Source organism: Rhodococcoides fascians A44A, assembly GCF_000760735.1.
Lineage (GTDB): Bacteria > Actinomycetota > Actinomycetes > Mycobacteriales > Mycobacteriaceae > Rhodococcoides > Rhodococcoides fascians_E.
Genome location: NZ_JMEX01000005.1, coordinates 708,883 through 733,193, shown reverse-complemented (window position 1 = coordinate 733,193; position 24,311 = coordinate 708,883). Strand labels below are relative to the sequence as shown.

Below are 24,311 nucleotides of genomic sequence, written 5' to 3'. Positions count from 1 at the left end.
TCAACCGTCGGCGAACATCAACTGTCGGCGAACATCAACCGTCCGCGGGAATGACCGGCAGCGGACTCGCAAGGTGATCCGCGGCGATCATCGTGCCGTCGTGGAACGACAGAACCCACACACTGCCCTTGCGATTACGGTTGGGCGGTAGTGCGACACCGTCCCTGTCCGCCCACCACTGCAGCAGATCCGGGATGACTTTCCCTTGGCTGCAGATGGTGCGGACGCCACCGAGAGCGGAGATGGCGACCGCGCGGCGACGAGCATCGTGCAACTCGGCCCAGTAGCCCTCCTCGGACAGCAGCGGTTCGAGGGTTATCTGCTCTCCCTTCTCGTCCGCCGAGGCTTGAATCGTCGATACACAGCGCCGACGATTCGCCGCGTGGAACTTGTCGGCTCCGAACGCGGACAACAACGGCACGAGCGCCGCAGCCTGTGTCTCTCCGACGGCATCGAGCGGGCGAAGTGCATCGTCTCCTCGATATCGTGATCGTCGACCGGCCTTGGCATGACGAACCAGCAGCACGGTGTCGGTGTCCGCCGGCTGCTTGAGGAAACGACGAAGGATCTTGTGATCCATCGGATACGACAACTGGTCCGCCGCGTCGGACGGGGTGACCCAGCGAAGTTCGTCGACCTCGGAGTTCGGTTCGAACTCGCCTCCGATGGCCTCGGCCGCCCAGTAGTCCACCTTCTTCAACTTGCGGTGACCGGGAATCGGGTAGGTGACCTTCGAGAGGTAGCGACCGAGGCGTACGTCGAATCCGGTCTCCTCCGCCACTTCTCGCACCGCCGCGCCGACCGTCGTCTCACCCGGGTCGAGCTTGCCCTTGGGGAACGACCAGTCGTCGTACTTGGGACGGTGGACCAGTGCGACGGAGATCTCGCCGGCGCGGTTGGGTGTGTGACGCCACAGAACCGCGCCCGCAGCGAAGATGTTGGCGCGCAACGAGTTGTCGGAACCCGACATCAGGAGCCTTGATTCCGCCGGCGTCGCATGGATTCCACCTGGTGCTCGCGGACGGTCTCGCCCTGTGCCGGTGACGCTGCCCATCCGCCGTCGGGGCGGAGGATCCAGCATCGTGTCGTCGGGTCGAGAGCGGATTCGAAGATCTCGTTCAGCTGAGCGGTGAGGCGTGGATCCTTCACCTGAGCCATCACTTCCACCCGTCGATCGAGATTGCGGTGCATCATGTCCGCACTGCCGATCCAGAATTCGTCGGAACCCCGGAAATGCAGGACACGCGAGTGTTCGAGGAATCGACCGAGAATGGAACGGACTTCGATGTTCTCGCTGAGCCCCGGTACTCCCGGCTTCAACGCGCAGATCCCTCGGACGACGACGTGCACGGGGACACCGGCCGCCGATGCTCGATACAACGCGTCGATCACCTGCTCGTCGACCAAGGCGTTGGCCTTCAGCCTGATTCCGGAGTCACGTCCGTTGCGGTGGTGCTCCACCTCCGCTTCGATTCGCTCGATGATTCCACGGCGAACCCCGTACGGTGCGACGAGAAGGTTGCGGTAACTGGTCTTCCGTGAGTAGCCGGTCAACGAATTGAACAGATCCGTCAGGTCGGCGCCGATCTCCGGGGAGGAGGTCAACAAGCCGACGTCCTCGTAGATCCGGGCAGTCTTCGGATTGTAGTTTCCGGTTCCGATGTGGCAGTAGCGACGAATGACCGAGCCTTCGCGCCGCACCACGAGGCACGTCTTGCAGTGTGTCTTCAGGCCGACGAGACCGTAGACGACATGGACGCCCGCTTTCTCGAGCTTGCGTGCCCATTCGATGTTCGCCTGCTCGTCGAATCGGGCCTTGATCTCCACCAGCGCGACGACCTGCTTGCCCGCACCCGCGGCGTCGACCAGAGCGTTGACGATCGGTGAATCACCGGACGTGCGATACAGAGTCTGCTTGATCGCCAGGACCTGAGGGTCGGCCGCGGCCTGCTCGATGAAGCGCTGAACGCTCGTGGAGAACGAATCGTACGGGTGATGCACCAGCACGTCGCCGTCGCGCAGCGTGGAGAACACGCTCTTCGGAGTCTCGCGCTCGCCGAAGGCGGGGTGCGTCGCCGGAACGAACGGTGCGTCCTTCAGGTTGGGCCGATCCACGCCGTACACCTGCCACAGGCAGGACAGGTCGAGCAGGCCCGGCACCTGAATCACGTCGCCGGGGTCGACGTCGAGTTCACGCAGCAGAAGTTCGAGCATGTGCTCGGTCATGTCGTCGGCGATCTCGAGGCGCACCGGTGAGCCGAACCGACGACGAGCCAGCTCGCGTTCCAATGCTTGGAGCAGATCCTCGTCGCGATCTTCCTCGACCTCGAAATCCGCGTTGCGCGTGATGCGGAACGCGTGACTCTCCACCACGTCCATGCCCGGGAAGAGAACGTCGAGGTGAGCGGAGATGACCTCTTCCATGGACAGGAAGGCGTCCACGCTCTGGCCGCCGTCACCGCGTCGGACGCGAACGAAGCGGTCCACGTTGTCGGGGACCTTGACGCGCGCGAAGTGTTCACCCGACGTTGCGTAATCCTTCACCGTGACAGCCAGATTGAGGCTGAGCCCGCTGATGTAGGGGAACGGGTGCGCCGGGTCGACGGCCAGCGGTGTGAGGACGGGGAAGACCTGCTCGTGGAAGTATGTGGACAGGCGTTCACGCTCGTCCGCGTCGAGGTCGGACCAGCGGATGATCTCGATCCCCACCGATGTGAGCTCCGGCAGGATCGAATCGAGAAGGACACGCGCGTGTCGGCGCGCCAACTCCTGAGTGCGTTCGCCGATGAGAGCCAGTTGCTCGCGAGGAGTGAGGCCGTCGGCGGAACGGACGGACAAGCCCGTCTCGTCGCGACGCTTGAGCCCCGCAACACGAACCATGTAGAACTCGTCCAGATTCGATGCGAAGATCGCCAGGAACTTCGCGCGTTCCAGCAACGGGAGCGACGAATCCTCGGCGAGAGCGAGAACACGCGAATTGAAGTCCAGCCAACTCAATTCGCGGTTCAGGTAACGGTTCTCGGGAAGCGAATCCTTGGCGTTCGGGGCATGCGGCTCGGTGGCTGCGGGCAACGCCGCCGGGCTGCCCGAGGGCGAGGTCGCCGGCGGTGGAACCACCGGGCGCTCCTCGGTACCGGATGGTTGCCCTGACGGGGAGGCTGCGTCGGTCTCGGTTTCGCTGTTGCTCACGGCTCGATCATCCCTTATTGCGGTGTCGGGTGAAACTCGGATCGGCGAATCTCGTGGAAGGAACGAGCGGCCGACGAATCTAGTTCCAGCCGAGCGAACGCAGTACCTCACCGGTCGCAGGACCGACACCGAGTCGGTGCGCGGCCCGGACGTCGTCGATCGTGTCGACATCGAGTCGAAGCCCCGGCCACACCCCGGTCAGATCGAAAGCACCCGATTCCAGATGTCGCTTCGCGGACGCCGGGCCGAAGAGCGGACTGAAATCGGTCGCGGCACCGTCGACGATCAACGCGGCGGTTCCCGTGCCGTGGTGGTCGCTGACCACCGACCGGGAATGACCCGAGGACATCATGTACGCCTCGGCGAGTTCGGACGTGCGCAAGGCAGGCAGATCGGCCTGCAGCGCGATGATGTCGTCCTTCCCCTCCTGACGCACCAGGGAAGCTGCTGCCTCGAACGCGGAGTTGAGTCGTGCCACCGAATCGAGCGGATCCTGATCGCACGGTTCACCGACGACCCGTGCGCCGAGACTCCGGGCGGCGTCGGCGATGGATGGATCGGGAGTGACCACGGTGACGGCAGCGACCTGATCGACTGCCCGGGCTGCGACGACGGTGTCTCGAAACATCGCAACGACCAGACGGGCGCGGTCGGCGTCGGCGAATGCATCGGCCAAGCGGGTCTTGGCTGCGGCCAGATCCTTGACTGCAATCACCACGTGCGCGCTACTCATGACCTCGATCCTGCCAGCGTCACCGGCAGCGAGGCCGTTCGACCTCTCCGGCGCGATCGAACTACGCGGGCAACGACCGGACGTTAGTGTGAGGCGGCGGCGCGCGCGGGCCGCACGAGTGTGATCGAGACGTTCCGAAACGGATCAAGAAGGTGGCCAGCGATGACGAGAGCAGCGGTACTCGGTTCAGGGTCTTGGGGGACCGCATACGCGAAGGTGCTGGCGGACGCCGGAACCGACGTGACGATGTGGGCGAGGCGGTCCGAACTCGCGGACACGATCGCGTCCGAACACGTCAACTCCGACTACCTCCCCGACATCAGGCTTCCCGAGAACATCACTGCCACCAGTGATCCCGCGCGTGCACTCGACGGCGCCGACATCGTCGTTCTCGCAGTTCCGTCGCAGTCGTTGCGCGCCAATCTCCAGGACTGGACGGACGCGATACCCGCGCAGGCCACGTTGCTCTCGTTGGCCAAGGGGATCGAGACCGGCACTCTCCTGCGGATGAGCCAGGTCATCGCTCAGGTCACGGGAGCGGATCCGAGCCGTATCGCATCGCTGTCCGGGCCGAACCTCGCGCGCCCCATCGCGGAGGGTCAACCCGCGGCAACCGTCATCGCATGCTCCGATTCGCGCCGCGCCCTCGAAGTTCAGAAGGCATGTGCCACAGGTTATTTCCGCCCTTACACCAATACCGACGTGATCGGATGCGAAATCGGTGGGGCATGCAAGAACGTCATCGCACTCGCCTGTGGCATGGCCAGCGGAGTCGGGTACGGCGAGAACACGCTCGCGTCGATCATGACGAGGGGCCTTGCGGAGATCATCAGACTCGGAACCGCGCTGGGCGCGAAACCCGCAACCCTCGCCGGGCTCGCGGGCGTAGGAGATCTCGTCGCGACGTGCTCGTCGACTCTGTCGCGGAACCGCACCTTCGGTGAGCGGCTCGGTGCGGGCGGGTCGATGGAGAGTGCTCAGGAGGCGGCACACGGTCAGGTCGCCGAGGGCGTGAAATCGTGTACGTCGGTGCGCGCCCTCGCCGAGAGCTACGACGTCGAGATGCCGCTGACCGATGCCGTTCACCGCGTCTGCCATGCGGGACTGTCCGTTCCCGACGCCGTCGGTCATCTGCTCGGACGTCGTATCAAGCCCGAATAGCGCGCAAAGCATGTGAGGGTCCACGCACTGAAATGCGCGGACGGTACGGTGGATGACCGTGAGTCAAACGCGTACCAGAGTCGCCGTGGTGTTCGGCGGACGAAGCAACGAGCACGCGGTGTCCTGCGTCTCCGCAGGAAGTGTCCTCCGGCACATCGATCGGGAGCGCTACGACGTGGTGCCCGTCGGGATCACGTCGGAGGGCGCCTGGGTTCTCGGTCCGTCCGACCTCGAAGAACTGGCCATTCACGGCCGGGTTCTGCCGAGCGTGGACCGGAATTCCCGCGCGCTCGCTCTGTCGACGGACCCGTCGCGCGCGGGCGACCTGCTCTCCCTCGACGCCGACGACGCCGGAGCCGTGCTGTCGTCGGTCGACGTGGTGTTCCCACTTCTCCACGGCGCCTACGGCGAGGACGGCACCATCCAGGGCCTCCTCGAACTCGCCGGAGTTCCCTACGTCGGCCCGGGCGTGCTCGCGAGTGCGGCCGGGATGGACAAGGAATTCACCAAGAAACTACTGGCGGCCGACGGATTGCCCGTCGGACGGCAGATCGTGCTGCGGCGCGGCGACGACACCGCGACTCCCGAGCAGCGCGACTACATCGGGTTGCCTGCGTTCGTGAAGCCCGCCCGCGGAGGCTCGTCGATCGGCATCACGCGGATCACCTCTTGGGATCAACTCGCCGACGCGATCGCTCACGCCCGCTCCCACGACCCGAAGGTGATCGTGGAAGGCGCCATCACCGGTCGCGAGGTCGAATGTGGAGTTCTCGAATTCCCCGACGGCACTGTGCGCGCGAGTGTGGTCGCCGAGATCCGGTTGCCGGACGCACCGGCCGACGATCACTCGTTCTACGACTTCGACAGCAAATACCTCGACGATGTGTGCGAATTCGACGTCCCCGCAGTGCTTTCCGAGGAGACGAGTAACGAGATCCGCCGGATCGCCGTGGATTCGTTCCGTGCGCTCGACTGCCAAGGACTCGCGCGCGTCGACCTCTTCGTCACCGACGACGGACCGGTCATCAACGAGATCAACACCATGCCCGGATTCACGTCGATATCGATGTTCCCCAAGATGTGGGGCGCCACCGGGCTGGACTACACGGCGTTGATCGACACCCTCATCGAGACCGCGCAGGCCCGAGGAACGGGCCTGCGCTGACGATCGAGATCCGACGCGTCACTCGAGGGGCGCCGGGTCCAGCGGCGTTTGGGGCAAGGCCGAGGAAATCGCGTCCGACGCGTCCTGGAGCGGCGTCGGTCCGGAGCCGCCGGGAACCGTCAGCGCCACGTACACCGGACGGTCGACGGTGTACCAGGTGCTCGCATCGAGACCGGAGTCCGCGCCGGAGACCTCGAACCACTGCACCCCGTTGATCACCTGCAACGACGACGCGACGTCGAACCCGAGCGGGCGGGGGAGTCCGCAGCGCAACACGATCGGCTCGGACACGTCGTCGTCCGGTGCCCATGCCCTGGCGCCGACCGGTGCCGGATCGACCAGCTCGGCGCGGGCGTAATCGCCCAGCGAATCGGGGAGAGCATCGAGCACCGCGGTGCAGTCGGCGCTCTCGGCGGACGGGGCGTCGACCGGCCCCAATGCTTCCGGCGGACGAGTCGACGAGCCGGAGACGGTCACGGCCGCGACTATCACGCCGATCAGCAGCGCGACCGGTAGCGCGACGGCGGTCGTGATCACGGCCGGGTGGCGTCGCTGCTCGGGCGTATCGGTGTCCGTGGAAGGGGGTTCGATCGAATTCGGTTCGCTGGTCATCGTTTCGAGTGTGACTTCCTGGCGGTGCCCGCGCTCAGGCGGGGGTGTCCGCGATCTGGCAGGTCAGCGTCCGCGTGATCGCGTCGGCCTTCTGGATCTCGCCGACGACGACTGCGAGTGTGCTGTCGTTCTCGGCTGCGACACGGACCACGACGTCGTACGGGCCGAGAACGGCCTCCGCGGACTCGACCCCGCGGACGTCGCGAAGCGCAGCCGCCACAAGAGCCGAACGTCCCACTTCGGTCTGTACCAGGATGAAGGCGTGCACCATGGTCGGCCCTTTCCTTTCGTCCCCGCCGCACCCGAAGGTAAGGTCGGTTGAATCACATTGCGTGCTGTCCGGCCGGAGCATGTCGTCCTGTTCTGGACGCTCACCGGTCGGTAAGAAGGTACCGCAGTGTCGAACCGTGCTCCGCGCAGACGGAAAAGAGGAAGACGATCGGATCCCGTACCGAACCCGGCGCTCCCGGTTCGACTGTTGCCGACGTCGGCGAATTCGGCGTCATCGACCGCATCACCTCCGGGTGGACGCAGTCCTCATACACCGTCCTCGGACCGGGCGACGATGCCGCTATCGTCACCGCGAGCGACGGCCGAGTCGTCGCGGCGACGGACATGTTGGTCGAGGGCAGGCACTTTCGGCTCGACTGGTCCTCGCCGGAGCACGTCGGACGTAAGGCCATCGCCCAGAATGCTGCCGACATCGCAGCGATGGGCGCACGATGCACAGGCTTTCTCGTTGCCCTCGGATGCCCGTCCGACACCGATGTGGCTGTGTTGGACGGCCTCTACCGTGGCTTGTGGGGCGAGGCGCAGCGCGCGGGTGCATCGATCATCGGTGGCGATCTCGTGCGAACGAACGATGTGGTGATATCCATCACGGCGCTCGGAGATCTGGAAGGTCGGTCGGCTGTGCTGCGGTCCGGCGCATCCGTCGGCGACGTCGTCGCCGTCGTCGGCGATCTCGGTCGGTCGGCAGCCGGACTGGACGTGATCCGCGCCGGGATATCGGGGCACGACGGTCTCGTGTCGTCACACCGGGTGCCGAGTCCCGACTACGAGCAGGGTCGGACGGCCGCACTCGCCGGCGCCACGTCGCTCACCGACATCTCCGACGGACTCGTCGCGGACCTCGGGCATGTCGCCGTGGCGTCGTCGGTCACCATGGATCTGGATGCGCACGCGTTCGACATCGGCGCCGATCTTCGTTCCGCCGCACAAGAACTGGGAGCGTCGGCATTGGCGTGGGTGCTCGGCGGCGGTGAGGATCACGCGTTCGCGGCCACGTTCTCCGACGCCGCTACCGTGCCGGCGGGCTGGACGGTGATCGGCCGCGTCGGTGCAGCACGGTCCGACGGCTCGGCCACTCAGCGCGTCACCGTCGACGGGGTACCGTTCGCCGGCACCGCCGGGTGGTCGAGCTTCGGTGCCTGACCCCCGTCGACGGAGGACACAGCGGGACACACGAGAACAGGAGATGTCGATGACAGCACGGCCACTCGAGGACCTCGTCGACCCCGGATGGGCCGCAGCGCTCGATCCGGTGCGGGACGACATCGCCCGCATGGGACAGTGGCTCCGAGACGAAATGGACGCCGGCCGTTCGTACTTGCCGTCCGGTGAGAACGTTCTACGGGCCTTCACTCGACCCTTCGACCACGTTCGAGTGTTGATCGTCGGCCAGGATCCGTACCCGACGCCCGGACATGCCGTCGGGCTCAGCTTCTCGGTGGCGCCGGATGTTCGGCCGGTACCGCGAAGTCTCGCCAACATCTTCAAGGAGTACTCGGAAGATCTGGGTCTGCCGACTCCCACCAGTGGTGATCTGTCCCCCTGGGCAGATCAGGGAGTGTTGTTGCTCAACCGTGTGCTCACGGTCGAGCCGGGTGCCGCGGCGTCGCATCGCCGCAAGGGCTGGGAACCTGTGACGGAGCAGGCAATACGAGCGCTGGTGGAACGGGAGGAGAAGAAGGACTCGGCCGGACTGGTCGCAGTCCTGTGGGGCCGAGATGCGGCTACGTTGAAGCCGATGCTCGGCCGCACACCCGTCGTCGAATCGGTGCATCCGTCTCCGCTGTCCGCTTCCCGCGGTTTCTTCGGCTCGAAGCCGTTCAGCCGAGTGAACGACATACTCGACGCAGCCGGACACGAGCCGATCGACTGGGCGCTGCCGTGACGGTGCTCTGCCTCAGCTGAAGTCGGGGCGGCGCTTCTCCACGAACGCGTCCACTCCTTCTCGTCCCGTCGGTCCGTCGGCAGCAGCCGAGATCGATGCGGCTTCGGCTTCCAGTTGCTCTGCGAGAGTGTTGGTTTCCGAGTTCTGAAGCAATGCCTTGGTTCCGCGGAACGCCTGGGTAGGCCCGGCCGCGAGGGTTCGTGCAAGACGTTCGGCTTCGCTTCCGATGATGTCGTCACCCACGAGCCTGCTGAGGATGCCGAGGCGAACTGCCTCCTCTCCGTTCAGGATCGAATCGTTCAGCAGAATGTCGCGTGCTCGTGCCGGGCCGACGATGCGAGGAAGTGTCCACGTCAGTCCGCCGTCGGGAGTGAACCCGATGCCGGGGTAGGCGGGACGAAGTTTGGTGGCGCGGCCGCCGATGGCCACGTCGGCGTGACACACCAGACTCATACCCGCGCCTGCTGCCCAGCCTTGGACTCCGGCCACGACTGGCACGGTGGCAGCGGCGAGCTCGAGCACGAAGCGGTGGAACGCGTCGGCGACGGTGCGCACGTACGCGCCGCGTTCGGGCGCGGAAGCGAATGCACGGACGTTTCCACCCGCGCAGAAATTCTTCCCGGAGCCGACGAGAAGGACGCTTCCCGCAGCAAGCTCACCGGAGTTGAGAGCATGCAGTGCGTCCGCACCGGCAACCATGGCGTTGCCGTCCAGCGAGGTACCTGCAGCGTCTGTCGCCACGGTGATGTGCAGTACACCGTCGAGTAGTTCCACGTGGCCGGTACTTTCGGTTTCGATCACGCTTCGCACTGTAACGCGGCCGTGCTCGTCCACATACATCGCGGTGGGTGGATCCGCACTTGTTGGTCCACGTCCTCTCGGTGCACGTTCTCGGCGCAAGTTCTCACCGCACGAGAAAGCCCCCACCACCGATTCGGTGGTGGGGGCTCTCTCGTTGCTCGGGGGCTGAAATCAGCCGCGAACCACCTTGCCGGCCTTCAGGCACGAGGTGCAGACGTTCATACGCTTCGAGTTACCGGGGGCAACCTGGGCGTGAACGGTCTGGATGTTCGGGTTCCAACGACGGTTGGTCCGTCGGTGCGAGTGCGAGACCGACTTACCGAAGCCGGGCCCTTTGGCGCATACGTCGCAGACGGCAGCCATAGTCGCGAACTCCTTGATAGATGATTGATCGTTAACAGTGGGACGTACGCCCGACGAACCTCGACGTGCAAGAACACGCCGCTCCTCATCGGGCAACCCTGCAAGAATAGCGGCGCGGTGCAGATTAACCAAACCGCCAGCCCACCGTCGGTGCCTGACCGGCACTCGCGGGTAGTTCGAGTCTACTGTTGCTCGGGACGAAGCAGGCGAAATCGGGGGAGCGGCGCAGATGGGTGAGCAGTCCGGCGGCCGGATTCGTCGACCGCACACCGAGCTCACCGTCGACCTGATCAAGCAGTGGGCCTATCGGTGCGTCGACGGACTGAGCGATCGATGTGACGAGATGAACGAACTCAACGTCTTCCCGATCCCCGATTCGGACACCGGGACCAACCTGGTCTTCACCGTCCGCTCGGCCGTCGAGTGCATGCGCACCGTCGGAGCCGACGCCACGCTGTCCGAGGCGGCCGCGGCTCTCGCCCGCGGAGCCGTGTCCGGGGCGCGCGGAAACTCCGGTGTCATCGTGTCCCAGGTGCTGAGGGCGGTCGCCGAGCAGTGCGCCGCAGGTGCCCTCGACGGCGCAGGAGTGCAGGCTGCGTTGGCCCGTGCGGGAGACCTGGTTCTCGAAGCGGTGAGCGTTCCGATGGAAGGCACCATCGTGACCGTCCTCGCGGCTGCGTCGACGGCAGCGCAGTCCCGCCCGCCCGGCGACTTGGAGGCGGTCGCGTCGAGCGCATCGGAGGCCGCGGCGTCGGCTCTGGAGGCAACCCGCACCCAACTACCTGCCCTGGACGTCGCCGGAGTCGTCGACGCGGGTGCACTCGGTCTCGTCGTGATGCTCGACGCGCTGGCGTCGATCGTGACCGGCACCGAGGTGACGCGTCGGCGATACCACCGAACCGAGCTCGGAACCGTGCGACCTGCTGTCGACGCCACGGTCGTCCCCGTACATCGCCTCGCACGGCCCGCCCTGGGTTTCGAAGTGCTCTATTCCATCCGCGGTATGGACGATCACGATGTGCTGAGATTGCGCACCGCCCTCGGCGAACTCGGTGATTCGGTCGTGGTCGCAGGCGACGGCGCGGGATCGTGGACCGCGCACGTGCACACGGCGAATGCAGGCCTCGCAGTCGAGGCAGGACTGCAGTTCGGGCAACTGCAGAACGTTCGGATCGAGGTACTCGACGCAGGGGGTTCCCACGCCGACAGCCACGGAACCGACGGTGACCACCCGGGAGGCGTCCGCGGACGCGGCATTCTCGCGGTCGTCGCAGGCGACGGAGCGGAAGAGTTGTACAGCGTCGAAGGAGCCGCGGTACTGCGCTGCGACACCGCCGAGGTGGGTCCGGCGGAACTGTGTGCCGCAATCGTCGGAGCCCCGCACACCGAGGTGCTGGTTCTGCCGAACGGCGCGTTGTCCGCCCAGGAACTGGTGTCGGTGTCCATCGCATCCCGCACGGCAGGGAAGGAGGTCCTGATGCTGCCGTCGTCGTCGATGGTGCAGGGGTTGGCCGCGCTCGCCGTGCACAATCCAGCCCGCGCGGCCGTCGACGATGCCTACGCGATGTCCGAGGCTGCAGCGGGCACTCGGTGGGCTTCGCTCAGGATTGCCGAAGAACGGTCTCTGACCTGGGTGGGGACGTGCGAGCCCGGTGACGGCCTCGGTCTGGTCGGACACGACGTCGTCGTGATCGGCGCAGATGTGATCTCTGCCGGACGAGTACTGCTGGACCAACTTCTGTCGGTGGGAGGTGAGATGGTGACGATGCTGCGCGGTGCGCCCGGCACCGGCGACGAAGAACACGACGTCGTGGATGTGCTCGCTCGCCATGTCGCGGATCGGCACCCCGGGGTCGAGGTGATGCTCTACACGGGAGGGCAACCCGGCGACGTGGTCCAGTTGGGCGTGGAGTGAACGAGAGAGGGTCGGGTAGGTAACGACGATGGTGGACATGGCAGATCGCCTCGACGCGGTCCTCGGCACGAAGGTCGCCGAACCTTTCGCCCAGCACTTCGACCTGCACACCGTCGAAGATCTGCTGAGGTACTACCCGATCCGGTACATGACCCAGGGCGCCGAGCTCACCGAGAAGGAGCCGCCCGAGGGTGAGCACATCACCATCGTCGCGACCATCACCTCCGCGGTTCTGAAGGACATGAAAGCGAGAAAAGGCCAATTCCTCGCGGTGTCCTTGGCCGCCGAAGGGCAGGTCATCGACGCGACGTTCTTCAGCCCGCACAAGCTGAAGCACGTGCTGCTGCCCGGCAAAAAAGGCATGTTCTCGGGAAAGGTCAAGTATTTCGGCCGCAAGTGGAACCTCACGCACCCCGGTTACGTGATCCTCGGCGGTGACGACGAGGACGGAGCCGTCGTTCCCTCCGGTCGCATCGTCGGCGGCGGCGCGCTGGCAGGCGTGGCGCGGGGCGCCGTCGACGACTCCGGCAGTGTCGACATGACGATCTTCGAGCGCAGTTTCGTACCGCTGTACGCGGCATCCAAGGACGTCGAGAGTTGGACGTTCATGCGGGGCGTCCGGTGGGTTCTCGACAGACTTGCCCCGGTCGAGGACCCGGTTCCCGACGTCGTGCTGGCCGAGCGAGGTCTGGTCTCCCTGGACACCGCGCTCCGTTGGATTCACTTTCCGGATTCGGTCGAAGAGAAGAAGCACGCCAGGGATCGCCTCAAGTTCGACGAAGCACTGGCGGTGCAATTGGTACTCGCCGCCAGGCGGCGCGACGTGTCGACCCGGACCGCCCCGGTATGTGTCGCACGCGAGGACGGGATCGCAGCCGAGTTCGAGCGTCGGCTGCCCTTCACCCTCACCGAGGGTCAACGCAAGGTCGCCGGCGAGATCTCCGCCGACCTGTCCGGTGGGCACCCCATGTCGCGGCTGCTGCAAGGTGAAGTCGGCTCGGGAAAGACGATCGTCGCGCTGCGGGCGATGTTGCAGGTGGTCGACGCAGGCCATCAGTGCGCACTGCTGGCTCCGACCGAAGTTCTCGCGTCTCAGCACGCGCGCTCGATCAACTCGATGCTCGGCACCCTCGCGGGCGCCGGTGAACTGGGTGCGGACGACCTCGCCACCCGGGTCACGTTGCTGACCGGGTCGATGGGAACGGCGGCGAAGAAGAAGGCGCTGCTCGACGTCGTGACCGGTGACGCGGGCATCGTCATCGGAACCCACGCCTTGATCCAGGACAGGGTGTCGTTCATGGATCTCGGCATGGTCGTCGTCGACGAGCAGCACCGCTTCGGCGTCGAGCAACGCGACGCGCTGCGCGGTAAGGCGAAGGACGGCATCAGTCCGCATCTGCTCGTCATGACCGCGACGCCGATTCCGCGCACCATCGCGCTCGCGTCCCTCGGCGACCTGGAGACCTCGATCCTCGACGAATTGCCGCGCGGACGTTCCCCCATCGTCAGCAGTGTCGTCTCCTCCGCAGAGAAACCTGCGTGGGTCGATCGGGCATGGCAACGCATCGGTGAGGAGGTCGCCCAGGGCAGGCAGGCCTACGTCGTGTGCTCGCGAATCGGCGACGACGAGGAAAAGCAGATGGAGAAGAGACGGACCAGGAGCGCGATGACGGACGGTCCGAACCTCCCGGAGACCAAGTCGGCGCTTCAGATGTACGAGCTGCTGAGCACCGGGCCCCTGGCCGATCTCCGAGTAGGCCTTCTGCACGGGCGTATGCACCCGGACGACAAGGACGCAGCCATGTCCGCATTCAATGCAGGCGAGATCGACGTTCTCGTGTGCACCACGGTCGTCGAAGTCGGCGTCGACGTCCCCAACGCGACGGTCATGGTCATCGAGGACGCGGACCGTTTCGGGATCAGCCAGTTGCATCAGCTCCGCGGCCGAATCGGGCGTGGCGGCCACCAAGGTCTGTGCATCATGATCAGCCAGCTCAGTCCGCACGGGCAGTCCTTCTCCCGTCTTCAATCCGTGGCCTCGACCAACGACGGATTCGAACTGGCCAATCTCGACCTCGCAACTCGTAAGGAAGGCGACGTCCTGGGTGCGGCACAGTCCGGAACCGTCAGCAGCATGCGCTTGCTGTCACTGATCGAGGACGAGGACGTCATCGACGACGCGCACTCCTGCGCGCGCACCATCTTCGACGGCGATCCCGACCTGGAACGCCATCCCGGGATCGCGTCGATGATGAAGTCCGCGTGGCGATCGGACCGAGCGGAGTATCTCGACAAATCCTGAAACGGAGCCGGATCGGAGGGGTACGAGCTCCGGCATTTTCGGGACTGCACCGTTTCAGATGCTGCAGTTGGGCTTTTCATCCCACATTTCGAGACGGGTTGCCCATCGGCGGTGATCTTCGGCGGTAGGTTTGGCCAATGTTCTCCAAAGTGTTGGTTGCCAATCGCGGTGAGATCGCCATCCGTGCGTTCCGCGCGTCGTACGAGTTGGGTGCCGCTACCGTGGCCGTCTTCCCGTTCGAGGACCGTAACTCGGTTCATCGGACGAAGGCCGACGAGGCATACGAGATAGGCGAGAAGGGTCACCCCGTTCGCGCGTACCTGTCCGTCGACGAAATCGTCGCTGCCGCCAAACGCTCCGGCGCCGACGCGGTGTACCCCGGCTACGGCTTTCTCTCGGAGAATCCGGATCTGGCGGCCGCATGTGCCGAGGCGGGCATCACGTTCGTCGGTCCGTCGTCCGAGGTGCTGGAGCTGACGGGCAACAAGGCACGGGCCATCGCGGCCGCCAAACGTGCAGGCCTGCCGGTGCTGGCGTCGTCGGAGCCGTCGAGCGACGTCGACGAGTTGGTCGCGGCGTCGGAATCGATGACGTTTCCGGTGTTCGTCAAGGCAGTCGCCGGTGGTGGTGGCCGCGGAATGCGCCGCGTCGCCGAGCCTGCTCAGTTGCGTGAGTCGATCGAGGCCGCTGCACGCGAGGCCGAATCCGCCTTCGGCGACCCCACTGTCTTCCTCGAGCAGGCCGTCATCGATCCGCGCCACATCGAGGTACAGATCCTCGCCGACGGCCAGGGCAACGTGGTCCACCTCTTCGAGCGCGACTGCAGCCTGCAGCGACGTCACCAGAAAGTCATCGAGCTCGCTCCCGCGCCCAACCTGCCCGACGGTGTTCGAGAGAAGATCTGCGCGGATGCCGTCGCCTTCGCTAAAGAGATCGGGTACTCCTGCGCGGGAACGGTGGAGTTCCTGCTCGACACCCGCGGTAACCACGTCTTCATCGAGATGAACCCGCGAATCCAGGTCGAGCACACGGTCACCGAAGAAGTGACCGACGTCGACCTCGTACAGTCCCAGCTCCGAATCGCGTCGGGGGAGACCCTGGCCGATCTGGGCCTGAGCCAGGACAACATCGTGTTGCGCGGCGCCGCGCTGCAGTGCCGCATCACCACCGAAGACCCGGCCAACGGATTCCGCCCCGACACCGGCCGCATCACCGCTTACCGCACACCGGGCGGCGCGGGTGTTCGCTTGGACGGCGGCACCACCCTCGGTGCCGAGGTAGGTGCCTACTTCGACTCGATGCTCGTCAAGCTCACCTGTCGAGGACGCGATTTCGACACTGCCGTCGCGCGTGCGCGTCGGGCCGTCGCCGAATTCCGTATCCGCGGCGTCGCGACCAACATCCCGTTCCTGCAGGCCGTGCTCGTCGACCCGGACTTCACGGCCGGACGGGTGACGACCTCGTTCATCGAGGAACGCCCGGAGCTGTTGACCGCCCGCACATCCGGTGACCGCGGTACCAAGATCCTGGCGTACCTCGCCGACGTGACGGTCAACAAGCCGCACGGCGAGCGGCCCTCCACGGTCTACCCCCAGGACAAGCTGCCCGAGGTCGATTTCTCGGCACCGATTCCCGACGGCAGCCGCCAGCGGCTCCTCGAGCTCGGGCCCGAGGGCTTCGCCCGGGACCTGCGTAACCGCAAGGCCGTCGGCGTCACCGACACGACGTTCCGTGACGCGCACCAGTCGCTGCTCGCCACTCGCGTGCGCACGTCGGGTCTGTTGATGGTGGCGCCCTACGTGGCACGCACCACCCCGGAACTGCTGTCCATCGAGGCGTGGGGCGGAGCGACATACGATGTGGCGCTGCGGTTCCTGCACGAGGATCCGTGGGAGCGGCTCGCAGCGCTGCGCGAAGCGGTACCGAACATCGCGCTGCAGATGTTGCTACGCGGGCGGAACACCGTCGGGTACACCCCGTACCCGGAGAAGGTGACGCGTTCGTTCGTGGCCGAGGCCACCGACACCGGTATCGACATCTTCCGGATCTTCGACGCGCTCAACAACGTCGATCAGATGCGTCCTGCCATCGACGCCGTCCGTGAAACCGGAACGGCCGTAGCGGAAGTGGCGCTGAGCTACACCGGTGATCTGTCGAATCCGAACGAGTCGCTCTACACGCTGGACTACTACCTGAAGCTCGCGGAGCAGATCGTCGACGCCGGTGCGCACGTGCTCGCCATCAAGGACATGGCTGGTCTGCTGCGAGCCCCGGCAGCGAAGACTCTGGTGACGGCGCTGCGGTCCAACTTCGATCTGCCGGTGCACGTGCACACGCACGACACCCCTGGTGGTCAGCTGGCGACGTATCTCGCGGCGTGGGAAGCAGGAGCCGACGCGGTCGACGGTGCCAGCGCCGCGATGGCAGGTACGACGAGTCAGCCCGCGCTGTCCGCGATCGTCGCTGCCGCGGCACATTCCGAGTACGACACCGGCCTCGATCTGCAAGCAGTGTGCGATCTCGAACCCTACTGGGAAGCGCTGCGAAAGGTCTACGCGCCGTTCGAGTCCGGACTCCCGGCGCCCACCGGCCGTGTGTACACCCACGAGATCCCAGGAGGCCAGCTGTCCAACCTCCGTCAGCAGGCGATCGCGCTGGGTCTCGGCGACCGGTTCGAGACCGTCGAGGCGAATTACGCTGCGGCGGACCGGATGCTGGGCCGTCTGGTCAAGGTCACCCCGTCGTCGAAGGTCGTCGGCGACCTGGCGCTCGCTCTGGTCGGCGCGGGCGCTTCGGCGGAGGAGTTCGCGGAGAATCCGCGCAAGTACGACGTCCCCGACTCGGTCGTCGGCTTCCTGCGCGGCGAGCTCGGCACACCTGCCGGTGGTTGGCCGGAGCCCTTGCGGACCAAGGCATTGGAGGGACGGTCGGAGCCCAAGGAGGAAACCCCCGTCTCGGCCGAGGACGAGAAGGCGTTGGACGGAACCTCGGCGCAGCGCCGAGACACGCTCAACCGCTTGCTGTTTCCCGGTCCGACCGCCGAGCTTGCTGCGCACCGCGAGAAGTACGGCGACACTTCCAGATTGTCCGCCAATCAGTTCTTCTACGGTCTGCGCCAGAGCGAGGAGCACCGAGTCAAGCTCGAGAAGGGCGTGGAGCTGCTCATCGGTCTCGAAGCGATATCCGACGCCGACGAGCGCGGAATGCGCACGGTGATGTGCATTCTGAACGGACAGTTGCGGCCCGTGTCGGTCCGCGACCGCTCGATCAGCTCGGACGTTCCGTCGGTCGAGAAGGCGGACAAAGCCAACTCGGGTCACGTGCCCGCACCGTTCGCCGGAGTGGTGACGCTGTCGGTGTCCGAGGGCGACAACGTTTCAGCAGGCGACGTCGTCGCCACGATCGAGGCCATGAAGATGGAAGCGGCGATCACCGCTCCCAAGGCCGGTGTCGTCTCGCGGCTCGCGATCGGTGGTGTCCAGCAGGTCGAAGGCGGCGACCTACTCATCGTCATCGGCGGTGATTCGGCGGACTAGCCGTGAACGCCGGATGAGTAAACTCCCGTGGATGACTCGGATCGTCGCAGGCATCGCGGGAGGCCGGAAGCTGAAGGTGCCGCCTCGCGGCACTCGCCCCACATCGGAGCGAGTGCGCGAGGCGGTGTTCAGTTCACTGGGTGCCCGAATGGATCTGGAGGGCGCCTCGGTGCTCGACCTGTTCGCCGGATCCGGAGCGCTCGGACTCGAAGCGCTCTCCCGCGGGGCCGACAAAGTGGTGCTGGTCGAGTCCGACGCGCGTGCCGCGGCAGTGGCCCGTGAGAACGCCGCAGCGGTGGGAATCGCCGGGGCATCGGTCCGCTGTGCGCCGGTCGCGTCGGTGTTGGCAGGGTCGGCGGACACCGCGTTCGATCTGGTGCTGGCCGACCCGCCCTACGCGGTGACCGACGCCGCCGTCGGACACATGCTCGAAGCCCTCGTGGAGGGAGGATGGCTGGCACACGACGCCGTCGTCGTCCTCGAGCGATCGAGTCGCTCGGCCGAAACCGTGTGGCCCCCTGGGTTGCTGCCGGAGAAGGTCAAGAAATACGGCGAGACGCGCATCGAGATCGCCACCACGGACGACGAACCCGCCGGTGATAGCGTGCAGCCATGACTGGAGCGGTGTGCCCTGGATCCTTCGACCCGGTGACCAACGGTCACCTCGACGTCATCACAAGAGCTGCAGCGCAGTTCGACGAGATCGTGGTGACCGTGATGATCAACAAGAGCAAGCGTGGACTCTTCACGGTGGACGAGCGCATCGAGATGATCGCCGAAGCGACAGCGCATCTGGACAACGTACGGATCGCGTCGTGGTACGGATTGCTGGTGGACTACGCCAAGGAGCAGGGGTACACCGCGATCGTGAAAGGACTGCGCGGAGCGAACGATTTCGACTACGAACTGCAGATGGCTCAGATGAACCAGAAGCTCTCGGGTGTCGACACGCTGTTCATCCCGGCCAACCCGACGTACAGCTTCCTGTCGAGCTCGTTGGTCAAGGAGGTGGCGACGTTCGGCGGTGACGTCGCGGACATGGTGCCCGAGCACGTGCACACACGATTGCTGGCCAGGATCGCGGAGCGCGCGGCCGAGTGAGCACGGCGGCCGCCACGTGCGGCCGCGCCGCCCACATCGAGCGACACACCGACGTCGGTGTTTCGCAGACGTGGCGATCACCAGGCAAACTGGCAGTCACTGGACCGACCACGGCCAGTACCTAGAAGTACCTAGACGATTGGGGTGGGCGGTGTACCGCGTATTCGAGGCACTCGACGAACTCGTTGCCATCGTCGAGGAGGCGCGCGGAGTTCCCATGACAGCCGGCTGCGTCGTACCTCGTGGCGATGTGCTGGAACTTCTCGACGACGTTCGCGACTCCATTCCCGGAGAACTCGACGACGCCCAGGATGTTCTCGACCACAAGGACAAGTTGGTCGGCGACGCGCGGGCGACGGCGGAGAAGACCGTCACGTCCGCGAACAACGAGGCGCAGGACACGGTCGAGAATGCTCGCGACTCTGCCGACCGCATTCTCGCCGACGCCAAAGCTCAGGCCGATCGCATGGTCGCCGAAGCGAAGGCGCACGCGGAACAGCTCGTCGACGACGCCACCGACTCTGCCGAACGTACCGTCGAGCAGGGACAGCAGGAATACGACGCCCTCACGAGCAGGGCACGGTCGGAGGCTGATCGCATGATCGAGGCCGGCCAGGCCTCCTACGATCGGTCCGTCGCCGACGGGACCGAGGAGCAGGCACGACTCGTCGCACAGACAGAGGTGGTGCAGGCTGCGCACGCCGAGTCCGCACGGGTGATAGACAGCGCCCACGCCGAGTCCGACCGCATGCGCAGCGAATGCGACGTGTACGTCGACACGAAGCTGGCGGAATTCGAGGAGTTCCTCACCGGCACCATCCGATCCGTCGGGCGCGGTCGTCAGCAACTGCGTACCGGATCCGGGGTCCCCGATTACGGATCCGATACGGCGGACGACTTTCGTCGACCACGCCGCTGAATCGGGCCTGAATCGGGCCTGAATCGGACTTCGGTCGGGGCGTGATCGCCCCCGAGTTTGCCCACATATGCGTGCGTGCGTATCGTTGAGTGGTTGCCCGCTCCCGTCTCGACGGTAGTAGGTGACGACTTGTCGTGATGTCGTTCCCATGTTTTCGAGAAGAAAGAATCGTTGTGTCTACCCGTCGCAGTACCCCCAGTTCCTCCGCGGGCTCGGGTTTCGCTCTGGATATCGACAACCTCGGCCGTCGGCCGGGGTCGATGAAGGAGATCCAGCGCACGGTGGCCGCGCCGACCCGAATCGGACTCGATGCAATCGCAATCGAAGCCGATACTCCCGTCGAACTCGATCTGAGGCTCGAAGCAGTGTCCGAGGGCGTGCTGGTGACCGGCACCGTCCGCGCCGACACTGCAGGCGAATGCACCCGCTGTCTGGAGCCGGTCACCGGTTCGGTGGATCTGTACCTCACCGAGCTGTTCGCCTATCCGGACAGCGTCACGGAAGAAACGACCGACGAGGACGAGATTCACCGCGTTCTCGACGATCGGATCGACCTCGAACCGGTCATCGTGGATTCCGTCGGGCTGGAGCTTCCGCTGCACCCCGTCTGCCGCGAGGACTGCGAGGGATTGTGCCCCGAATGCGGCGTTCGCCTGGCGATTGCGGAATCCGGCCACAGTCATGACATACTTGATCCTCGCTGGGCTGGTCTTGCAGCCAAATTTGGCGTGGATTCAGAACCGAGCACAGAACTTGTGAACAACGAAGTCGAGGAGAAGTAAGTGGCTGTCCCGAAGCGCAAGATGTCGCGTTCCAACACGAGGTCGCGTCGTGCACAGTGGAAGACCACTGCGCCTACCCTCGTCACCTGCCCCAACCGTGGTTGCGGCGAGAAGACCCTGCCCCACATTGCGTGCCCGTCCTGCGGCACCTACAAGGGCCGCCAGGTCGCAGCAGCAGTCTGATCTTTCTCGGGATCGGACGCGCTGTGATCGACAAAAGCAGCCCAGCTGTACGTAGCTCAGCTACGAAGAAGAGTGCAACAGCCGGTAGCGGCGAGGACGACCATGGGTCACTCCTCGCCGCTCTCGGCGTTGTTCTGGAGGAATCACTCCTCACCTTGGCACTGACACACCGTTCGTATGCGTACGAGCGGGGAGGTCTGCCCACCAACGAACGACTCGAATTCCTCGGAGATTCCGTCCTCGGCCTGACCATCACCGAGCGGCTGTACCTGGCTCACCCGGCGAAGTCCGAAGGTGAGCTCGCGAAGATCCGAGCGAGCGTGGTCAACATGCATGCACTCGCCGAGGTCGCGCGCGGCCTCGGCGACGGCGGTCTCGGCGCACACCTCCTGCTCGGCAAGGGCGAGGAGCAGACCGGCGGCCGAGACAAGGCGAGCATTCTGGCCGACGGCATGGAATCGCTACTGGGTGCTATTCACCTTCAGCACGGTATCGACACCGCGCGGGAAGTCGTTCTCCGACTCTTCGCGGAGTTGCTCGAGCGGGCACCGCGACTGGGTGCCGGACTCGACTGGAAGACGAGCCTGCAGGAGCTGACGGCAGAACAGTCGCTCGGGGTACCTGCGTACGAGATCTCGTCGACCGGCCCCGATCACGACAAGGAATTCACCGCCACCGTTCTGGTCGGTGGCCGTGCACTCGGTGTCGGTGTCGGCCGCAACAAGAAAGAAGCGGAGCAGAAGGCGGCCAGCACTGCCTGGAATGCACTGTCCGTCGACACCGACACCGACCCCGACGTGAATGCCTGAGCTTCCCGAGGTCGAGGTAGTCCGACTCGGATTGGCCGCGCACGTGGTCGGCTCCACGATCGAATCGGTCGACGTGCTGCACCCACGCGCGATCCGCAGGCACCTCCCCGGGTCACGGGATTTCGTCGGACAGCTGCGCGGACGTCGCATCGCGGCCGCCGAGCGTCGTGGCAAGTATCTGTGGCTTCCTCTCGAACCATGCGACATCGCCGTCGTCGTGCACCTCGGAATGAGCGGTCAGATGCTCGTACAGCCACCGACGGTGCCGGACGAGAAGCACCTTCGCATCCGCGCACGCCTGGACAACGGGGCAGATCTCCGTTTCGTCGACCAGCGCACGTTCGGGGGTTGGGCAATTGCACCACTGACGGATGTCGACGGGACCATCGTTCCCGAACCGGTCGCGCACATCGCCCGGGATCCGGTCGATCCGCTGTTCGACGCGGAGTCGGTCGTGAACGTCCTGCGAGGCAAACACACCGAGATCAAGCGAGCGCTCCTCGATCAGACCGTTCTGTCCGGTGTCGGAAACATCTACGCGGACGAAGCATTGTGGCGGGCCAAGATTCACGGAAACCGTATCGCCGAGACCTTGAGCAGGCCGGCGTTGCGTCGGTTGTTGACTGCAGCGCACGCCGTGATGGGCGAAGCGTTGGCGCAGGGCGGAACGTCGTTCGACGCCCTGTACGTGAACGTCAACGGCGAATCGGGATACTTCGATCGCTCCCTCGACGCGTACGGGCAGGAAGGCTTGCCGTGCTCACGGTGCGGAAGCCCCATCCGTCGTGAGAAGTTCATGAACCGCAGCTCGTACAGCTGCCCCAAGTGCCAACCTCGACCGCGCACGACCCGACCGGTGAGCTAGGCCCCTACAATCGGCTCTCATGGCTGAGACGAGCACTCCTACTTCACTCTGGGTCGAACGCACCGGAACCCGCCGATACACCGGCAAGAGTTCACGCGGTGCCGAGGTTCTGATCGGATCGGAGTCGGTCGACGGCGTGTTCACGCCGGGCGAACTGCTCAAAATTGCACTCGCGGCCTGCACCGGAATGAGCTCGGATCTGCCGCTGTCCCGCAGACTGGGCGACAATTACGACGCCACCGTCGAGGTATCCGGTGCCGCCGACCGCGAGAACGAGCTGTATCCGGAGCTGAGCGAGATCCTGAAGGTCGACCTGAGCGAACTGGATCCGGAGGCTCAGCAACGACTCCTGACCGTCGTCGAACGCGCAATCGACAAGGTGTGCACCGTCGGTCGCACCCTGAAGGCCGGCACCACGGTCGGTCTCGCCATCGAGATCGACCGCTGACGTGTGGACGCCTGACACGACGGTCGGGGCTGCGGTAGTAGCAGGCACGCTGGCCGCAGGACTGCTGGTGACCGCTCCCGCCGCGAGCGCAGCGCCTGCGTGCACGGAGTGGTCGGTCAGTACCGTGGCCACCGGCTACGGCATGCTCGAGAACCTCGCGTTCGGCGAGAACGGCACGATGTACCTGTCCGAGACGTCCCCTCTCGGTCCCGGGCGGATCCAGGCGCTCTCGCAGGACGGCCTCAGGTCCGTCGCCGTGGACGACGTGACGTCGCCCGGGGGATTGGTCGTCGATGGCTCGGTGCTGTACTTCACGACCGGAAACGGCACCGCAGCAGGTCTTTTCGACACGCCGGACGGCACCGTGGACATGCTGGACCTGTCGTCGGGGGTCCGTTCCACGTACGCCGCCGGTCTCGTGATGCCCAACGGTCTCGCACGGACGGACGACGGAACTTTGTTCACCACGCGCAACCTCGGACTCACGACAGGTCTGACCGTCGTTCCGTCGGCCTCACCGCACGTGCCGTCGGTCGTCCGCACCGACCTCGGCACCGCCAACGGCATCGCGGTGGACGCAGACGCGCTGTACGTGGCCGACACGTTCGAACCGTCGTTGCGCATCACCGCACTCGACGTCGACGATCCAGCCGGCCCGGCGAGAATCCTGCCCGTCGACGGGTTCGGTCCGTTCACTGCATCGGACGACATGACCGTCGGGCCCGACGGCATGATCTACCTGGCTCAGAATCTCGCCGGACGCGTTCTGCGTGTCGATCCCGCCACGGGTTCGTCGTGCGTGGTCGGCACAGGTGTGCCGCTCACGTCCTCGGTGGAGTTCGGTGGACCGGGCTGGGACGACAATTCTTTGTACGCAACGAGCTTCGACGGATCCGTGCGAAAGCTGACGCCGTGACGGACCAGCGATTGACGGCTTGGGTACATGGACACGTGCAAGGCGTCGGATTTCGATGGTGGACGCGATCTCGCGCACTCGAGCTGGGATTGATCGGATCGGCGACCAACCAGTCCGACGGCCGCGTCCTGGTGGTCGCGGAAGGCCCGAGAGACCGGCTGGAGAGCTTGCTGGCACTTCTCCGCGGCGGCGCGACGCCCGGGTCGGTCTCGCTCGTCGTCGAGAGCTGGGACCCGCCCCGGGGCGGAATCATCGGTTTCGTCGAACGCTGACGCGCCGGGGTGATCCGACGCGCGTGTGACGCGATGTGCGTGTGCCCGCGCGTCGGTGCGACC

At 65.5% G+C, this 24,311-nt stretch carries 24 protein-coding genes; 17 read left to right on the top strand and 7 right to left on the bottom strand.

Going from position 1 to position 24,311, the window contains the following annotated elements; all coding sequences use genetic code 11:
• Nucleotides 1–34: 34 nt before the first annotated feature.
• The 3 genes from BH95_RS07225 to cofC all read right to left on the bottom strand — a co-directional run bounded on the left by BH95_RS07225 (nucleotide 35) and on the right by cofC (nucleotide 3,922).
• The gene (locus BH95_RS07225; RefSeq protein WP_020110333.1) at nucleotides 35–970 is read right to left on the bottom strand and encodes an NUDIX hydrolase; all 936 of its coding nucleotides are present in this window, start codon (nucleotides 968–970) and stop codon (nucleotides 35–37) included.
• Nucleotides 970–3,117 (bottom strand): RNA degradosome polyphosphate kinase, encoded by a 2,148-nt coding sequence (locus tag BH95_RS07220; protein WP_371828049.1) that lies wholly within the window; start codon nucleotides 3,115–3,117, stop codon nucleotides 970–972. The genes BH95_RS07225 and BH95_RS07220 overlap by 1 nt, the downstream gene beginning before the upstream one ends.
• A gap of 151 nt (nucleotides 3,118–3,268) precedes the next feature.
• Nucleotides 3,269–3,922 carry a 2-phospho-L-lactate guanylyltransferase gene (gene cofC, locus BH95_RS07215; protein WP_306436863.1) on the bottom strand — a complete coding sequence of 218 codons (654 nt, stop codon included), beginning with the start codon at nucleotides 3,920–3,922 and terminating at the stop codon, nucleotides 3,269–3,271.
• Nucleotides 3,923–4,084: 162 nt separating this feature from the next.
• Between cofC and BH95_RS07210 the strand changes: the two genes are divergently transcribed.
• The gene (locus BH95_RS07210; RefSeq protein ID WP_019664292.1) at nucleotides 4,085–5,083 is read left to right on the top strand and encodes an NAD(P)H-dependent glycerol-3-phosphate dehydrogenase; all 999 of its coding nucleotides are present in this window, start codon (nucleotides 4,085–4,087) and stop codon (nucleotides 5,081–5,083) included.
• A gap of 58 nt (nucleotides 5,084–5,141) precedes the next feature.
• Nucleotides 5,142–6,248 (top strand): D-alanine--D-alanine ligase family protein, encoded by a 1,107-nt coding sequence (locus tag BH95_RS07205; RefSeq protein ID WP_026347648.1) that lies wholly within the window; start codon nucleotides 5,142–5,144, stop codon nucleotides 6,246–6,248.
• An 18-nt stretch (nucleotides 6,249–6,266) separates the two neighbouring features.
• Here the strand turns inward: BH95_RS07205 and BH95_RS07200 are convergent, their stop codons facing one another.
• Complete coding sequence (locus tag BH95_RS07200) at nucleotides 6,267–6,860, bottom strand: DUF3515 domain-containing protein (RefSeq protein WP_037159787.1); 594 nt, start codon at nucleotides 6,858–6,860, stop codon at nucleotides 6,267–6,269.
• Nucleotides 6,861–6,894: 34 nt separating this feature from the next.
• The gene (locus tag BH95_RS07195) at nucleotides 6,895–7,131 is read right to left on the bottom strand and encodes an Lrp/AsnC ligand binding domain-containing protein (protein WP_020110330.1); all 237 of its coding nucleotides are present in this window, start codon (nucleotides 7,129–7,131) and stop codon (nucleotides 6,895–6,897) included.
• Between the two features lie 47 nt (nucleotides 7,132–7,178).
• Here BH95_RS07195 and BH95_RS07190 point away from each other — a divergent pair, with 47 nt between their 5' ends.
• Both BH95_RS07190 and BH95_RS07185 read left to right on the top strand, forming a co-directional pair.
• Nucleotides 7,179–8,294, top strand: a complete 1,116-nt coding sequence (locus tag BH95_RS07190) for a thiamine-phosphate kinase (RefSeq protein ID WP_033189935.1) — start codon at nucleotides 7,179–7,181, stop codon at nucleotides 8,292–8,294.
• 49 nt (nucleotides 8,295–8,343) lie between these two features.
• Nucleotides 8,344–9,036 (top strand): uracil-DNA glycosylase, encoded by a 693-nt coding sequence (locus BH95_RS07185; RefSeq protein WP_026347647.1) that lies wholly within the window; start codon nucleotides 8,344–8,346, stop codon nucleotides 9,034–9,036.
• Between the two features lie 12 nt (nucleotides 9,037–9,048).
• Here BH95_RS07185 and BH95_RS07180 read toward each other — a convergent pair whose 3' ends face one another.
• Together BH95_RS07180 and rpmB are read right to left on the bottom strand one after the other, a co-directional pair.
• Complete coding sequence (locus BH95_RS07180) at nucleotides 9,049–9,837, bottom strand: enoyl-CoA hydratase-related protein (RefSeq protein ID WP_371828047.1); 789 nt, start codon at nucleotides 9,835–9,837, stop codon at nucleotides 9,049–9,051.
• 171 nt (nucleotides 9,838–10,008) lie between these two features.
• A complete protein-coding gene (rpmB, locus tag BH95_RS07175) occupies nucleotides 10,009–10,200 on the bottom strand; it encodes a 50S ribosomal protein L28 (protein WP_008717389.1) in 192 nt (63 codons plus the stop codon).
• A gap of 229 nt (nucleotides 10,201–10,429) precedes the next feature.
• Between rpmB and BH95_RS07170 the strand changes: the two genes are divergently transcribed.
• From BH95_RS07170 to BH95_RS07115, 13 genes are all read left to right on the top strand, one after another.
• Entirely contained in the window at nucleotides 10,430–12,115 is a 1,686-nt protein-coding gene (locus tag BH95_RS07170; RefSeq protein ID WP_037159790.1) for a DAK2 domain-containing protein, read from the top strand.
• 28 nt (nucleotides 12,116–12,143) lie between these two features.
• Nucleotides 12,144–14,417, top strand: a complete 2,274-nt coding sequence (gene recG, locus BH95_RS07165) for an ATP-dependent DNA helicase RecG (RefSeq protein WP_037159793.1) — start codon at nucleotides 12,144–12,146, stop codon at nucleotides 14,415–14,417.
• A 137-nt stretch (nucleotides 14,418–14,554) separates the two neighbouring features.
• Nucleotides 14,555–17,953 (top strand): pyruvate carboxylase, encoded by a 3,399-nt coding sequence (locus BH95_RS07160; RefSeq protein ID WP_037181484.1) that lies wholly within the window; start codon nucleotides 14,555–14,557, stop codon nucleotides 17,951–17,953.
• Between the two features lie 31 nt (nucleotides 17,954–17,984).
• Nucleotides 17,985–18,569 (top strand): 16S rRNA (guanine(966)-N(2))-methyltransferase RsmD, encoded by a 585-nt coding sequence (gene rsmD, locus BH95_RS07155; protein ID WP_051104844.1) that lies wholly within the window; start codon nucleotides 17,985–17,987, stop codon nucleotides 18,567–18,569.
• Nucleotides 18,566–19,054: a pantetheine-phosphate adenylyltransferase gene (gene coaD, locus BH95_RS07150; protein WP_026347645.1), complete on the top strand. Its 489-nt coding sequence runs from the start codon at nucleotides 18,566–18,568 to the stop codon at nucleotides 19,052–19,054. The genes rsmD and coaD overlap by 4 nt, the downstream gene beginning before the upstream one ends.
• A 151-nt stretch (nucleotides 19,055–19,205) precedes the next feature.
• Complete coding sequence (locus BH95_RS07145) at nucleotides 19,206–19,973, top strand: DivIVA domain-containing protein (protein ID WP_019664279.1); 768 nt, start codon at nucleotides 19,206–19,208, stop codon at nucleotides 19,971–19,973.
• Nucleotides 19,974–20,110: 137 nt separating this feature from the next.
• Entirely contained in the window at nucleotides 20,111–20,755 is a 645-nt protein-coding gene (locus BH95_RS07140) for a YceD family protein (protein ID WP_179275209.1), read from the top strand.
• Nucleotides 20,756–20,938, top strand: coding sequence for a 50S ribosomal protein L32 (gene rpmF / locus BH95_RS28205; RefSeq protein WP_080733022.1), 183 nt, complete (start codon nucleotides 20,756–20,758; stop codon nucleotides 20,936–20,938).
• 23 nt (nucleotides 20,939–20,961) lie between these two features.
• Entirely contained in the window at nucleotides 20,962–21,747 is a 786-nt protein-coding gene (gene rnc, locus BH95_RS07135; RefSeq protein WP_037159796.1) for a ribonuclease III, read from the top strand.
• On the top strand, nucleotides 21,740–22,612 hold the full coding sequence (gene mutM / locus BH95_RS07130; protein ID WP_020110323.1) for a bifunctional DNA-formamidopyrimidine glycosylase/DNA-(apurinic or apyrimidinic site) lyase: 873 nt from the start codon (nucleotides 21,740–21,742) through the stop codon (nucleotides 22,610–22,612). The genes rnc and mutM overlap by 8 nt, the downstream gene beginning before the upstream one ends.
• Before the next feature lie 19 nt (nucleotides 22,613–22,631).
• The gene (locus BH95_RS07125; RefSeq protein ID WP_037159798.1) at nucleotides 22,632–23,060 is read left to right on the top strand and encodes an OsmC family protein; all 429 of its coding nucleotides are present in this window, start codon (nucleotides 22,632–22,634) and stop codon (nucleotides 23,058–23,060) included.
• Nucleotide 23,061: 1 nt separating this feature from the next.
• A complete protein-coding gene (locus tag BH95_RS07120; RefSeq protein ID WP_019664274.1) occupies nucleotides 23,062–23,976 on the top strand; it encodes an SMP-30/gluconolactonase/LRE family protein in 915 nt (304 codons plus the stop codon).
• A complete protein-coding gene (locus BH95_RS07115; protein WP_019664273.1) occupies nucleotides 23,973–24,248 on the top strand; it encodes an acylphosphatase in 276 nt (91 codons plus the stop codon). The genes BH95_RS07120 and BH95_RS07115 overlap by 4 nt, the downstream gene beginning before the upstream one ends.
• The last annotated feature ends 63 nt before the right edge of the window (nucleotides 24,249–24,311 follow it).

Bases quoted from the DNA above. Each gene is read 5' to 3' on its own strand.
- BH95_RS07225 (WP_020110333.1), bottom strand. From the start codon at position 970: ATGTCGGGTTCCGACAACTCGTTGCGCGCCAACATCTTCGCTGCGGGC.
- cofC (WP_306436863.1), bottom strand. From the start codon at position 3,922: ATGAGTAGCGCGCACGTGGTGATTGCAGTCAAGGATCTGGCCGCAGCC.
- BH95_RS07210 (WP_019664292.1), top strand. From the start codon at position 4,085: ATGACGAGAGCAGCGGTACTCGGTTCAGGGTCTTGGGGGACCGCATAC.
- BH95_RS07200 (WP_037159787.1), bottom strand. From the start codon at position 6,860: ATGACCAGCGAACCGAATTCGATCGAACCCCCTTCCACGGACACCGAT.
- BH95_RS07195 (WP_020110330.1), bottom strand. From the start codon at position 7,131: ATGGTGCACGCCTTCATCCTGGTACAGACCGAAGTGGGACGTTCGGCT.
- BH95_RS07185 (WP_026347647.1), top strand. From the start codon at position 8,344: ATGACAGCACGGCCACTCGAGGACCTCGTCGACCCCGGATGGGCCGCA.
- rpmB (WP_008717389.1), bottom strand. From the start codon at position 10,200: ATGGCTGCCGTCTGCGACGTATGCGCCAAAGGGCCCGGCTTCGGTAAG.
- BH95_RS07170 (WP_037159790.1), top strand. From the start codon at position 10,430: ATGGGTGAGCAGTCCGGCGGCCGGATTCGTCGACCGCACACCGAGCTC.
- recG (WP_037159793.1), top strand. From the start codon at position 12,144: ATGGTGGACATGGCAGATCGCCTCGACGCGGTCCTCGGCACGAAGGTC.
- BH95_RS07160 (WP_037181484.1), top strand. From the start codon at position 14,555: ATGTTCTCCAAAGTGTTGGTTGCCAATCGCGGTGAGATCGCCATCCGT.
- rsmD (WP_051104844.1), top strand. From the start codon at position 17,985: ATGACTCGGATCGTCGCAGGCATCGCGGGAGGCCGGAAGCTGAAGGTG.
- coaD (WP_026347645.1), top strand. From the start codon at position 18,566: ATGACTGGAGCGGTGTGCCCTGGATCCTTCGACCCGGTGACCAACGGT.
- BH95_RS07140 (WP_179275209.1), top strand. From the start codon at position 20,111: ATGTCGTTCCCATGTTTTCGAGAAGAAAGAATCGTTGTGTCTACCCGT.
- mutM (WP_020110323.1), top strand. From the start codon at position 21,740: ATGCCTGAGCTTCCCGAGGTCGAGGTAGTCCGACTCGGATTGGCCGCG.
- BH95_RS07125 (WP_037159798.1), top strand. From the start codon at position 22,632: ATGGCTGAGACGAGCACTCCTACTTCACTCTGGGTCGAACGCACCGGA.